Here is a 13,600-nt window from a genome sequence, read left to right as displayed (position 1 = left end):
CGCCCTGTCGAGTCAAACGGAATCGGGGCACGGGCATACTCTCCTGTGGACGATTGGTCGTTCCTGTGAACAACGGGCATCGAGGCTCTTTGGTCGCGCAGTGATGCAGAAAGGTCAGCATCGACTCATCTCGTTCTGATATCGAAGGTCGGGATTAAAATCGGGGACATCATGGCAGAGGCAGCGCGAAAATTCGGCGTCGCGGAAACACCACTTTATCGGGAAGCGCCAAACAACATCGAGGCCGAGCAGGCGCTGCTCGGCGCCATTCTCGTCAACAACGACGCCTTCTACCGGGTCTCGGACTTCCTCAAGGCCAGCCACTTTTACGAGCCGCTGCACCGCAAGATCTATGAGGTGGCGTCCGAATTCATCCGCATGGGCAAGGTCGCGACGCCGATAACGCTAAAAACCTTCCTGCCGGCCGACGAGAAGGTCGGCGACATGACGATGGCGCAATATGTCGTGCGGCTGGCGGTCGAGGCCGTCACCGTCGTCAACGCCACCGACTATGGACGTGCCATCTATGACCTTGCCACGCGCCGCGCGCTGATCACCGTCGGCGAGGACATGGTCAACATCGCCTATGACGCGCCGGTCGACATGGCGCCCACCGAGCAGATCGAGGATGCCGAGCGGCGGCTGTTCGAGCTGGCCGAAAACGGCCGCTACGATGGCGGTTTCGAAAGCTTTTCCGATGCCTTGAAGAATGCCGTCGACATGGCCAGCGCCGCCTATATGCGCGATGGTCACCTGTCCGGCATCGCCACCGGCCTGCGCGATCTCGACCACCGCATGGGTGGCCTGCAGCCATCCGATTTGATCATCATCGCCGGCCGTCCAGGCATGGGCAAGACGTCGCTGGCCACCAACATCGCCTATAACATTGCCGCCGCCTATGAACCCGCCCAGCAGGCGGACGGTTCGGTCAAGGCGGCCAATGGCGGCGTCGTCGGCTTCTTCTCGCTCGAAATGTCGTCGGAGCAGCTGGCCACCCGCATCATCTCCGAGCAGACCGAGATCCCGTCGTCGAAAATCAGGCGCGGCGATTTGACGGAAGCCGATTTCGGCAAGCTCGTCGCCTACACGCAAGAGAACCACAAGCGCCCGCTCTACATCGACCAGACGGGTGGTATTTCGATCGCCCAGCTCGCGGCGCGCGCCCGCCGCCTCAAGCGCCAGCGCGGGCTGGATCTGATGGTTATCGACTATATCCAACTGATGCAGGGTTCATCAGCCAAGGCGTCGCAGAACCGCGTCCAGGAAATCACCGAGATCACCACCGGGCTGAAGGCGCTCGGCAAGGAGCTTGGCGTGCCGATCATCGCGCTCTCACAGCTTTCGCGCCAGGTCGAAAGCCGCGACGACAAACATCCGCAGCTGTCGGACCTGCGCGAATCGGGCTCGATCGAGCAGGACGCCGACGTGGTGCTGTTCGTGTACCGCGAGGAATATTACATCAAGAACAAGGAGCCGGAGAAAGGCACGCCCGAGCACCTCGCCTGGGAAACGAAGATGATCGAAGTCCAGGGCAAGGCTGAAGTGATCATCGCCAAGCAGCGCCACGGACCGACCGGCACCGTCAGCCTTGCCTTCCAGGGCGAATTCACCCGCTTCTCCGACCTTGCCGAGGAGCATCACCTGCCGGAAAGGTTCGAGTGACCTATTGAGACAGGTCTCGTTTCCTAGCGCCCCCCTCTGTCCTGCCGGACATCTCCCCCTCCAGGGGGGAGATCGGATGTCATCGATTCTTTCGCCAATTTTTGGCGCTGAAAAGAAGGCGCAAGCGCTGAAGCTGCAAATCTCTCCCCTTGAGGGGGAGATGGCCGGCAGGCCAGAGGGGGGCGCTGTCCCGCTAACCTGTCACCACCCGGCACCCCACTGATGGCCAAATCGCGGGTCCAATTCATCTGCCAGAGTTGCGGATCGGTGCATCAGCGCTGGGCCGGCAAATGCGATGCCTGCGGCGAGTGGAACACGCTGGTCGAGGAAGGCACATCCGGCGGCATCGGCTCGGGCCCGGCCAACACGCGCAACGCCCGTAAAGGTCGCGCGGTGGTGCTGACCACGCTGTCGGGCGACATCGAGGACGCGCCGCGCATCAGCTCGGGCATTGGCGAGCTCGACCGCGCCACCGGCGGTGGTTTCGTGCGCGGCTCCGCGTTGCTGGTCGGGGGCGATCCCGGCATCGGCAAATCGACGCTGCTCACGCAGGCAGCCGCCGCGCTGGCGTCAAAGGGTCACCGCATCGTCTATGTCTCGGGCGAAGAGGCGGTCGCGCAGATCAGGCTGCGGGCGCAACGGCTTGGTGTCGCCTCCTCTCCGGTGGAGCTTGCCGCCGAGACCAATGTCGAAGACATCCTCGCCACGATAGCCGACGGCAAGCGGCCCGACCTCGTCATCCTCGATTCGATCCAGACACTGTGGACCGACCTCGCCGATTCGGCGCCAGGCACCGTCACCCAGGTGCGCGCCGCCGCCCAGGCGATGATCCGCTATGCGAAGTCCACGGGGGCGGCGATCGTGCTTGTCGGCCACGTCACCAAGGAAGGCCAGATCGCCGGGCCGCGCGTCGTCGAGCATATGGTCGACGCCGTGCTCTACTTCGAAGGCGAAGGCGGCCATCATTATCGCATCCTGCGTACGGTGAAAAACCGTTTTGGACCGACCGATGAAATCGGCGTCTTCGAAATGTCGGACAAGGGCCTGCGCGAGGTCGCCAACCCATCCGAGCTTTTCCTTGGCGAACGCCATGCCAAATCGCCGGGCGCGGCGGTTTTCGCCGGCATGGAGGGGACAAGGCCAGTGCTGGTCGAGATCCAGGCGCTGGTGGCGTCCTCCTCGCTCGGCACGCCGCGCCGTGCCGTGGTCGGCTGGGACGGCGCGCGGCTGTCGATGATCCTGGCGGTTCTCGAAGCCCATTGCGGCGTGCGCTTCGGCAGCCACGATGTCTATCTCAACGTCGCCGGCGGCTATCGCATTTCGGAGCCCGCGGCCGATCTGGCGGTGGCGGCGGCCCTGGTTTCCTCGCTCACCGGTCTTGCCCTTCCCGCCGATTGCGTCTATTTCGGCGAAATCAGCCTTTCGGGCGCCGTGAGGCCGGTTGCGCATGCGCAACAGCGCCTCAAGGAAGCCGAAAAGCTGGGTTTTGGAAGCGCGGTTCTGCCCTCGGGCAGCGGCGAGCTGGCTTGGGGGATCGGGGCCGGATCCTTCCAGCCGACCGAGCTTGCCGACCTGGTGGCACGCATAGCCGGCTCACGCCGAAGCCGCGTGGACGAGGAAGATTAGGGCATCGGACCCAGAAGCGGGAAACGGCTTTGGGAAACCCAATGCTCCGCGCTATAATGCGGTTCATGGAGTGGGGCGAAGGACATGCCGATTACGCTGCTTGACGGAATTCTCGTCGGCTTCACTCTGGTCTCGGCGATGCTCGCCATGGTTCGCGGCTTCTCGCGCGAGGTCCTGTCCGTCGTCTCCTGGGCGGCAGCGGCAGCGGCGGCGTTCTTCTTCTACAAGCCGGTCCTGCCCTACCTCGCGCCCTACATCGAGAATGAAAAGATCGCGATGGCGGCCTCCGCCGGCGTCGTCTTCATCATCGCGCTGATGGTCGTCTCGATCATCACAATGAAGCTTGCCGACTGGATCATCGATTCCAGGATCGGCGCGCTCGACCGCACGCTCGGCTTCCTTTACGGCGCCGCGCGCGGCATCCTGGTCGTTGCCGTCGCACTGCTGTTCTTCAACTGGCTGGCCGGCGCCAAGGCACCGGCCTGGGTCACGGAGGCCAAGTCGCGGCCATTGCTCGAGCAGATCGGCGCCAAGCTCGAGAGCCTGCTGCCTGAGGATCCCGAAAACGCGATCATGAAGAAGCTCAACCCGAATCAGCCGGCCGCAGAGACGCCCACAGCTCCGGACGCCCCGGCGGCAGATGCTCCAGCGGGCGGCGACGATGCGAACACGCCGGCGCCTGACGACAATGACACAGGAACGCCTCCGGCCGACAACGCCCCGGCCAATCCGGCGCCGGCTGCACCGGCAAACTGACGCCCGAAATGGGCGCCGGGACTTGACCATGGTGTGAACGGCTGCACGGAGCGCGTTGCTTTCGACGCCAACCGGCATTATATGGCAATTTTAGCGGAGCTTAAGATGGCAGACGCAGACGACGTGTTTTCCGCCGAGGCCGACGACCATTTCCACGACGAATGCGGCGTGTTCGGCATTTTCGGCCGGCAGGATGCTGCGGCTATCGTCACATTGGGCCTGCATGCCTTGCAGCATCGCGGCCAGGAAGCGGCCGGCATCGTTTCCTACGACGGCAGCCAGTTCCACGTCGAACACCATGTCGGCCTGATCGGCGACACCTTCACCAAGCAGCGCGTCATCGACAGCCTGCAAGGCAACCGCGCCATCGGCCATACGCGCTACGCCACCACCGGCGGCGCCGGCATGCGCAACATCCAGCCTTTCTTCGCCGAGCTCGCCGATGGCGGCTTTGCCGTCGCCCACAACGGCAATCTGACCAATGCCATGACCGTGCAGCGTGCGCTGCAGAAGCAAGGCGCGATCTTCTCCTCCACCTCCGATACCGAGACGCTTTTGCACCTTGTCGCCACCAGCAAGGAGCGCGATCTCAACTCGCGTTTCATCGATGCCGTGCGGCAGGTCGAGGGCGCCTTCTCGCTGGTGGCAATGACGGCCAAGAAGATGATCGGCTGCCGTGATCCGCTCGGAATCCGACCGCTGGTGCTCGGCGATCTCGACGGCGCCTGGATCCTGGCTTCCGAAACCTGCGCGCTCGATATTATCGGTGCGCGTTTCGTGCGTGACCTGAAGCCCGGCGAGATGGTCGTCGTCACGTCCAAGGGCATTGAAAGCCTGTTTCCCTTCGAGCCGCAGAAGACCCGCTTCTGCATCTTCGAATATGTCTATTTCGCGCGACCGGATTCGTCGGTCGAAGGCCGCAACGTCTATGAAGTGCGCAAGCGCATCGGCGCCGAGCTGGCGGTCGAAAGTCCGGTCGAGGCCGACATCGTCGTGCCGGTGCCGGATTCCGGCACGCCGGCGGCGATCGGCTTTTCTCAGGCGGCCGGCATTCCGTTCGAGCTCGGCATCATCCGCAATCACTATGTCGGCCGCACCTTCATCCAGCCCGGCGATTCGATCCGCCACATGGGCGTCAAGCTGAAGCACAACGCCAACCGTCGCATGATCGAGGGCAAGCGCGTGGTGCTGGTCGACGACAGCATCGTGCGCGGCACCACCAGCCAGAAGATCGTGCAGATGGTGCGCGACGCCGGTGCCAAGGAAGTGCATATGCGCATCGCCTCGCCGCCGACACGCGCCTCCTGCTTCTACGGCGTCGACACGCCAGAGAAGTCGAAGCTTCTGGCATCGCGCATGTCGGTGGAGGAAATGGCCGAGTTCATCCGCGTCGATTCGCTCGGCTTCCTCACCATCGACGGGCTTTATCGCGCCGTCGGCGAGGCCAGCCGCGACAACGACCAGCCGCAATTCTGCGACGCCTGCTTCACCGGCCAGTACCCGACCCGCCTGCTTGACTTCGAAGGCCACGACAATGTGCGCACGCTGTCGCTGCTGGCGACGAGCGGGACGTAGGATTGCCGGACCTTCGTTTGTTTTCGCCAGTTTGCCCCCCTCTGTCCTGCCGGACATCTCCCCCTCAAGGGGGGAGATTGGCCTTCATCGGGCTTAACGCCAGTTCTGCGCCGTTCCCAATTGGCGAAAGCATTGTGTTCGGTCGATCTCCCCCCTTGAGGGGGAGATGCCCGGCAGGGCAGAGAGGGGTGTTTCACGCCGACCTCACGGAAATTCTCGCATGACCCTCGACCTTACCGGCCGCGTTGCGGTCGTCACCGGCGCCTCGCGCGGCATCGGCTATTTCATCGCCAAGGAATTGGCTGCCGCCGGCGCGCATGTCATCGCGGTGGCGCGCACCGTCGGCGGCCTGGAAGAGCTTGACGATCAGATCAAGGCAGCCGGCGGCCAGGCGACACTGGTGCCGCTGGACCTCGCCGATATGGCCGGCATCGACCGGCTGGGCGGAGCCATCCACGAGCGCTGGGGCAAGCTCGACATTCTCGTTGCCAATGCCGGCGTGCTTGGCGTTATCTCGCCGATCGGCCATGTCGAAGCAAAAACCTTCGAGAAGGTGATGACCATCAATGTCACCTCGACGTGGCGACTGATCCGCTCGGTCGATCCGCTGCTGCGGCTGTCCGACGCCGGCCGCGCGATCATCCTGTCTTCCAATGCGGCGCACTCGGCTCGCGCCTTCTGGGCGCCCTACGCGGCCTCCAAGGCGGCGGTGGAAACGATGATGCGCTCATGGGCGCATGAGACACAAAGCCTGCCGCTGCGCGTCAACGCCGCCGATCCCGGCGCCACCCGCACCGCCATGCGTGCCCAGGCGGTGCCGGGCGAAGATCCCGAGACGCTGCCGCACCCCTCCGAGATCGCCAAGCTCATCGTGCCGCTGGCGAGCCCCGACTTGAAGGAGACCGGGCTGATCTTCCAGGCCAAGCACAACCGCTTCGTCGCCTATCGGCAGCCGGAATAGCCGCACTCGTGCAGGCGGTAGCGTGACAAACCCGCCGCCTCGTCACGCGGCTGTGATGTGACGGCTGGAGGCTGCGCCGCGGCCATGCTTTCGTCACTTCCGTGGAGTTGGTAGGATCATAGCGACTCCCACAACAAGCGCCCCACTGGCAGAACGAGGAAATCCCCATGGCAACGACCGCAGCGTTGGTCTGGTATCTGGTAATCGCCGGCCCGCAGGGCGGCATGGTCGTCCTGCCCAGCACCTTCGACAAGCGCGAACAGTGCACCGCCGCCATCGCTGAGTATCAGAAACAGCCGACACCGGCCGGCTGGTCGGTGCAATGCGTGCCGAGCGCCTCGCCCTTTACCGACGAGGGCGATGCGGAAGAACCGTCAGCGCAGTAAGCGTCAGCACCGAGCTGAAACCGTCAGCTCCGGCTTCTGGTTGATGGTCTGGAACACCACGCAATAGCGCTCGGTCAGCTTCAGCAGTGAGTCTACCCGCTCCCGCGGCTCATCGGTGTCGAGGTTGAAATTGAGCCGAATGGCGCGAAACCCGACCGGGGCATCTTTTGCCACACCGAGCGTGCCGCGAAAATCGAGGTCGCCTTCTGCTTCCACCGTGGCGGCGCCGAGCTTGAACTCGAGCGCCGTCGCCACCGCCTTCAGCGTCACCCCGGCGCAGGCCACCAACGCCTCCAGCAACATGTCGCCCGAGCAGAGCTCAAGGCCCGAACCACCTGTTGCCGGATGCAGCCCGGCGATGGCGAGCGCCCTGCCCGTCTCCACCTTGCAGGCGACCGACTGGTCGTCGATTGAGCCCTTGGCGCGAAGCGTGATCAGGGCCTGCGAAGCGTCGTCGCGATAGGCCTGCTTCAGCGGCGCCTGCATGGCCTTCAGTTCGGTCGCATCCATGCTCTCTCCCTTTCGTCGACTGTCTCGTCCAGTCGAGATTTGCGCCGATCACCACGGGAAGGCAATGTTGTTCATCGCCACTGCATACAAGCCAGCCGCCAAGACGCGGTCGGAGCCAAGCGGCCCGCTCGTCGCCGCCGAGAAGCGAGCCGACAATTCTTCGGGCGTCGCGGCCATTGCCGCGGCGGCCAAACCCGCCGCTCTCGAATGGCGACCAGGTCACGCCGGCTGTCGCCTATAGCCGGGGCGTGGCTGCCAGTCTCCTTTCCCAAGAGAGTACGGCAGGACGAAGGGAGAAGGAACGCGGCAGCGTCAGTCGTTCAACCATACGGTCATTTCCTTTGACTTCGATCATCTCGGCCATACCTATGCGGGAGTCGTTCTCGCGGAGCCATCATGCCGGTCAAGCTGAAACTGATCTTCCTTATCCTGCCGGTGCTTGCCGCCCTGGCGCAGCCCGTCCTGGCTGAAACGGCGGAGCGCCCGGCGCCCTCGGGCGGCGTGCTGTCCCTGCTGCCGCCGCCGCAGATCACCAGGCACTCGATCACCCTAGCCGGGCGCAAGCTGGATTATCAGGCAAAGGCCGCCACCCTGTCGCTGCTTTCGGGCAAGGGCGATGTCACGGCGGAGATCTTCTATGTCGCTTACACGCTGGAGCCACCGGCAAAGGCGGCCAAAGACCCGCAGCGGCCGATCACCTTCGTGTTCAATGGCGGCCCCGGAGCAGCGTCCGCCTATCTGCATATCGGAGCACTCGGTCCGCGTATTATCGCAACGGGAGCCGAAGGCGAATTCCTGCCCTCGCCGCAAAGACTCATCGACAATCCGGACAGCTGGCTCGACATGACCGATCTCGTCTTCGTCGATCCGGTCGGGACAGGATACAGCCGCGAAGCACCGGGCCAGGACACGCACGACTTCTGGGGCGTCAACCAGGATGCCAGCTCGGTCGGCGCCTTCATCCGGCTCTATCTGGCGCAGAATGGCCGCACCGGATCGCCGCTGTTCCTCGCCGGCGAAAGCTATGGCGGGTTCCGGGCGGCGCTGCTTGCCAGGACATTGCAGGAGGATATCGGCATCAGTCCGAACGGCATCGTGCTGATCTCCCCCGCGCTGGAGTTCACGCTGGTGCAGCCCGACGAATTCGAGCCGCTGCATTGGGCGCTCGAACTGCCTTCGCTGGCGGCGGTCCGCCTGCGCGCCGAAGGCGTCAGCGGCGATGCCCTGCGGGAGAAGCTGGCGGAAGTCGAACAATATGCGCTGGGAGATTACCTCACGGCGCTCACCAGCGGACTGGAGCAAGGCAGGCGGCTGGCGAGCCAACGCGTGGCTGACATCACCGGCCTGCCGCTCGAAGTCGTGCAGCGGAACTCCGCACGCATACCGACCGGCCTGTTCGCAAGGGAGTTCGCCCGTGCCAGCGGCAAAGTGCTCAGCCCATACGACGCCATGATCGGCACGGCAGACATCGCGCCCGAGAGCGCCCGCATCGCCGGCCCGGATCCCGTGCTCGACCGGAGCGTCCCGGCGTTAACGTCGGCTTTCGTCGGCTATATTAGCGACGAGTTGAATTTCCGCACCGATGTCAGCTATCGGCTGCTCAATGGCGAAATCAGCCACAATTGGGATTACGGGACCAGCGCCTCACGGCAAGGCTATGCCGGGGTGATGAATGATCTACAAAAAGCACGCTCGCTGAACCCTTCGCTCGGCGTCGTGATCGTCAACGGCTACACCGACCTGGTCACGCCTTACCTCGCCTCGCGCTACCTGGTGAACCAGATCTCGTCGCTCGCCAATGCCAAGCCTATCCATCTCGATGTCGTCGAGGGCGGGCACATGATGTATTTCAGATCCGATGGTCGGCGCGCCCTGAAAGAAGCCGCCTCGGAGCTCTATCAGGTGACGCAATAAGCTTTGTGACAGCGCAGCTCGCCATGGAACGCTGCCTCAGCACGGTTGGCGTTGCACCGACTTTCGCCCGTATAGCGCACGCAGCCGATCCTGTGGCGGAGGCCGATCCCGGCGGCCGAATCCGGATTGCTCTGCTCGGCCGAAGTGCGGTTCGCGGTCCGGTTTGCCTTTCTGTTCCTGGGCGGATTGCACCAGTCGCCAGCATGATAGGCGGCGCTATCGGGTTGTGCGCGGTGTTTGCCCATGTTGGTCAGGATTGGCTGACGGCCCGCTCGCAACGCATGACGTCAAATATTCTTAAAAAAAATTACAGAGTCGTGGAACCATTATCCGGGTCAGGCATTGTTGGTGCGACGGGCCATCCCCAAGTCCCCCAAACCCCTCGGCCCGTCCTACTCTCAGCCGACCGCAAGGTCGGCTTTTTCTTTGCCGTTCAGCCGGCCGACGAGGCAAGGTTGCCACTGAGCAGTGTCGCCAGATCACCCGCCGGACCATCGGCGCCGGCGCGCAGCCGGATCGCGAATTCAGCCGTCGGAACCTGCGGCAGGCCAAACTCGCGCGGCGCCTCGACAATGCCGGAATGGGCAAAGCGGGCCGTTCGCAGCGTCAACGCGACACCGGCGTTCACCGCCGTGCGCAGGCCGGCCAGACTGGCACTTCCGGCAGCAATGCGGTAGCGGCGGCCGGCCGCATCGAGCGCGGCAAGTGCCGCTTCGCGAAAGCCGCAATAGGGATCGAGCAGCGCCAGTGGCAGTTCCTCCTGCCGCGAGGCCAAGCCTTTTTGTGAGCATAGCCATATCATCGGCTCACGCAGAACGCCGACTTCGTCCGGCACTGCCGCCTGACGCATGACGATCGCCAGATCGAGTCCGCCGGACTGCAGCGCCTGCGCCAGTTCGGCGGAGCGGCCGACACGCAGTTCGATCCTGACGCGCGGGTGACTGACGGCGAAGGCACGCAGCAGGTCCGGCAGGCCGCTATCGGCGAAATCCTGTGTCGTGCCGATGGCGACGCGCCCGGCAGCGCGTGCCCCCTTCAGCGCCAGCCATGCCTCGCGATGGGCAGCAAGGATACGCCTGGCATGGCCGACGAGGTCCTCACCCACCGGCGTCAGGCCGCGCCCCCGCCCTTGCGGCGCCAATAGCGGCTCGCCGACCATTTGCTCCAGCCGCTGCATCTGAGCGGTAACCGCCGAGGGCGAACGGCCGACGTTTGAAGCCGCCTGGGCCAGTGAGCCGCTATCGACGAACGCTAGGAAGGTTCTGAGCAGGTCGGGATCAAGCGTTTCCATAATTCGATAGTATCGAACCTTCAGTAAAAAACAATTCGATTTTCTTGACTGAATAGGGGTGACATAGTCCCGCCCAACGGCGATGAGACGCCGCTCGAACCAAGGAGAAGAGAAATGCCCATCATCAACATCAGCGTCACCGGCAGGCCTGACGCGGGTCTTTCCACCCGCATCGCAAAGGAGGTCACCGAAATCACCGCCATGCAGCTTCGCAAGGATCCTACGATCACCGCGGTTTCCATATCCTACATCGATCCCCAGCACTGGTTCGCCGGCGGCAAGTCGCTGGCCGAGGACGGCACCCATACGTTCTGGCTTGATATCAAGGTGGTTGACGGCACCAACACCAAGCTCGAGCTGGAGGCCTATCTCAAGGCGATCTTTGCGGCCTTCGGCCGCCTGTTGGGCGCCGTGCATGAGGAAAGTTATGCCTTCGTGCACGAAGTGCCGGCGGCGGCCTATGGCTATGGCGGCAAGACGCAGGAATTCCGTTTCATTAGCGGACGGTTGAAGGCGGCGTGAATACGGACCATTTTCGCCCGGGGCGAGAAGGTAAGCTTGCCCTCATCCGCATTGACGTTGCTCCCACATGGTCTAGGTTCTTGCCGAAGCGGCCGCAAAAGAGCCGAGATGATAAAACGTTGGGAGAGACGCGGCATGATCCTGACACTGGCGCTGCTTGCAGGTCTTGCCCTTGCCTGGCTGCTGATCGGCATCGTGGAAAAATTCCGCCTCGGCCTGCGCTTCACCCAGGCGCTGCTCTATGTGCCGTTCAAGCTTGGCTACCGGATCGCCGACACCCGCATCAGGATCGCCCGCAACGCGCAGGCTCCCGTCATCTACGTCATCTCGCATCAGTCGCGTTTCGAACCGGCGCTGATGCTGTCGCTTCTGCCGGACGACACACTGCACATACTCGACGAGGTCTCGGCGCGGTCCCCTTGGCTCGAACCGTGGCGCGGGCTTGGCCGTACCATCGCCTTCAATGCGGAACACGTCTTCGTCAGCCGCCGGCTGGTGCGTGTCCTCAAAGGCAAAGGCCGGCTCGCCGTCTATCTGCCGGATGCGGTCGAGCCTGACGTCAAGACGTTTCGGCTGTTTCGTGCCGTCACCCGCATCGCCATGCAGGCGAACGCCAGCATCGTGCCGGTCTTCGTCAGCGGCGCACGAAGCCTGCCGGTGTCGTTGACGCCGGCGGACAAGGCACCACGGCACTGGTTTCCGCAACTGTCGATCAGCGTGCTGGAGCCGATGACCATCGCCGAACTGGTGGCGCGCAACCCCGACCAGGCCTCGAACACCAATGCGCTGTTCGACCGCGTCGCCGAGGCACGGCTTTTCGCCACTAACGTCGATCGCGGCCTGTTCCTGGCCATGCGCGATGCCGCCGACCGCGTCGGCGCTTCTCACCCGATCATCGAGGACGTCATCTCCGGCGCGCTGAGCTACCGCAAGATGTTCATCGGCGCCCGGGTCCTCGGTCGCCGCTTCGAGGCGGTCACGGCGCCGGGCGAAGCGGTTGGGCTGATGCTGCCGAACGCCAATGGCGTCGTGCTGTCGCTCACCGGGCTTCTGTCCGCCGGCCGGGTGGCGGCAATGATCAACTATACGGCAGGGCCGGCGAGCGTGACTGCGGCGGTGCGCACGGCGGTGATAAGGACCGTGATTTCCTCCCGCGCGTTCGTCGAGAAGGCCGACCTTGCCGATATCGTCGAGGCTGTCGAAAAGGGCGGTGCCAGGCTGCTTTGGCTGGAGGATGTGCGCGAAGGCGTCACGGCGCTGGACAAGCTTGCCGCCGCCTTGCTGTGGCGCTGGCCGCTGCAACGGCAGGATGCTGCCAAGCCGGCGGTGATCCTGTTCACCTCAGGATCGGAAGGCACGCCCAAGGCGGTCATCCTTTCGCACAAGAACCTGCTTGCCAACGCCATGCAGGCCGAGGCACGCATCACCATCTCGCCTGCCGACATCCTTCTCAACGTGCTGCCGGTGTTTCACTCGTTCGGGCTGACGGGCGGCACCATCTTGCCGCTGGTCACCGGCGTGAAGTTGTTCCTCTACCCCTCGCCTCTCCACTACAAGATCATCCCCGAGGTGGCGCGCAAGGCGAAGCCGACCATCATGTTCGGCACCGACACGTTCCTCGCAAATTATGCGCGCACCGCCAAGGATGGTGATTTTTCCAGCCTGCGCTTCGTCGTCGCCGGCGCCGAGGCAGTGAAGCCTGAAACCCGCCGCGTCTATCGCGAACGCTTCCAGGCGGAGATCATCGAAGGGTTCGGGCTGACCGAGGCCGCCCCCGTGGTTGCCGTCAACACCGCAATCCATGGCCGCGACGGCACCGTCGGCCGGCTGCTGCCGGCCATGCGCATGAAGCTGGAGCCGGTCGAGGGCATCTCCGGCGCCGGACAATTGTGGCTCGACGGACCAAACCTGATGATGGGCTACATGACCGCGGAGCGTCCCGGTGAACTGCAGCCGTTGACCGGCTGGCACGACACTGGCGACATCGTTTCGGTCGACCGCGAAGGCTTCATCACCATACGCGGCCGCGCCAAGCGCTTTGCCAAGATCGCCGGCGAAATGGTGTCGCTCGGCGCGGTCGAGATGCTGGTGCAGTCGCTATGGCCGGAAGAACGGCACGCGGCGGTGGCCGTGCCGGACAAGCGGCGGGGCGAACGCATCGTGCTGGTTACCACCGCCGACGACGCCAATCCCGACGAGTTGCGCAGATTCGGCAAACAGGCAGGTGCGGCCGAACTGATGGTGCCCAACGACATCGTCAAGGTCGAGGAAATCCCGGTGCTGGGTTCCGGCAAGACAGACTATGTGTCGACGAGAAAGCTGGCGATCGACAGGCTGGGACTCGGCGTCGCGGCGTAGGTCCGTTCCATTTCGATGGAACCGCGACGGGGCCGCTGC

Annotated in this window: 11 protein-coding genes; 9 read left to right on the top strand and 2 right to left on the bottom strand. The window is 64.1% G+C overall.

Annotation, left to right across the window (positions count from 1 at the left end):
• Window positions 1–171: 171 nt before the first annotated feature.
• The 6 genes from NKJ01_RS17880 to NKJ01_RS17855 all read left to right on the top strand — a co-directional run bounded on the left by NKJ01_RS17880 (window position 172) and on the right by NKJ01_RS17855 (window position 6,966).
• Entirely contained in the window at window positions 172–1,662 is a 1,491-nt protein-coding gene (locus tag NKJ01_RS17880) for a replicative DNA helicase (protein WP_023761614.1), read from the top strand.
• A 222-nt stretch (window positions 1,663–1,884) separates the two neighbouring features.
• Window positions 1,885–3,288 (top strand): DNA repair protein RadA, encoded by a 1,404-nt coding sequence (gene radA / locus NKJ01_RS17875; protein WP_352599148.1) that lies wholly within the window; start codon window positions 1,885–1,887, stop codon window positions 3,286–3,288.
• 84 nt (window positions 3,289–3,372) lie between these two features.
• Window positions 3,373–4,044, top strand: coding sequence for a CvpA family protein (locus NKJ01_RS17870; RefSeq protein WP_352599150.1), 672 nt, complete (start codon window positions 3,373–3,375; stop codon window positions 4,042–4,044).
• Between the two features lie 105 nt (window positions 4,045–4,149).
• Window positions 4,150–5,619 (top strand): amidophosphoribosyltransferase, encoded by a 1,470-nt coding sequence (gene purF / locus NKJ01_RS17865; protein WP_352599152.1) that lies wholly within the window; start codon window positions 4,150–4,152, stop codon window positions 5,617–5,619.
• Window positions 5,620–5,839: 220 nt separating this feature from the next.
• Window positions 5,840–6,580, top strand: coding sequence for an SDR family NAD(P)-dependent oxidoreductase (locus NKJ01_RS17860; RefSeq protein WP_352729803.1), 741 nt, complete (start codon window positions 5,840–5,842; stop codon window positions 6,578–6,580).
• A gap of 167 nt (window positions 6,581–6,747) precedes the next feature.
• Window positions 6,748–6,966, top strand: coding sequence for a hypothetical protein (locus tag NKJ01_RS17855; protein ID WP_023761619.1), 219 nt, complete (start codon window positions 6,748–6,750; stop codon window positions 6,964–6,966).
• A 3-nt stretch (window positions 6,967–6,969) separates the two neighbouring features.
• Here NKJ01_RS17855 and NKJ01_RS17850 read toward each other — a convergent pair whose 3' ends face one another.
• Window positions 6,970–7,476 (bottom strand): OsmC family protein, encoded by a 507-nt coding sequence (locus NKJ01_RS17850; RefSeq protein ID WP_352729801.1) that lies wholly within the window; start codon window positions 7,474–7,476, stop codon window positions 6,970–6,972.
• A 396-nt stretch (window positions 7,477–7,872) separates the two neighbouring features.
• On the opposite strand from NKJ01_RS17850, the gene NKJ01_RS17845 reads away from it, so the two are divergent.
• Window positions 7,873–9,390, top strand: coding sequence for a S10 family peptidase (locus NKJ01_RS17845; protein WP_352729799.1), 1,518 nt, complete (start codon window positions 7,873–7,875; stop codon window positions 9,388–9,390).
• 433 nt (window positions 9,391–9,823) lie between these two features.
• On the opposite strand, the gene NKJ01_RS17835 is transcribed toward NKJ01_RS17845, so the two are convergent.
• Window positions 9,824–10,681 (bottom strand): LysR substrate-binding domain-containing protein, encoded by an 858-nt coding sequence (locus tag NKJ01_RS17835; RefSeq protein WP_352729797.1) that lies wholly within the window; start codon window positions 10,679–10,681, stop codon window positions 9,824–9,826.
• A 114-nt stretch (window positions 10,682–10,795) separates the two neighbouring features.
• On the opposite strand from NKJ01_RS17835, the gene NKJ01_RS17830 reads away from it, so the two are divergent.
• Window positions 10,796–11,203, top strand: a complete 408-nt coding sequence (locus NKJ01_RS17830) for a tautomerase family protein (protein WP_352729795.1) — start codon at window positions 10,796–10,798, stop codon at window positions 11,201–11,203.
• Window positions 11,204–11,338: 135 nt separating this feature from the next.
• Window positions 11,339–13,561, top strand: a complete 2,223-nt coding sequence (locus NKJ01_RS17825) for an AMP-binding protein (protein WP_352729793.1) — start codon at window positions 11,339–11,341, stop codon at window positions 13,559–13,561.
• The last annotated feature ends 39 nt before the right edge of the window (window positions 13,562–13,600 follow it).

The sequence above is a fragment of the Mesorhizobium sp. M0276 genome (assembly GCF_040321755.1).
In the GTDB taxonomy this organism is placed as follows: domain Bacteria; phylum Pseudomonadota; class Alphaproteobacteria; order Rhizobiales; family Rhizobiaceae; genus Mesorhizobium.
Note: the sequence above shows the minus strand (reverse complement) of the source record. Positions and strands in the feature narration are given on the sequence as shown.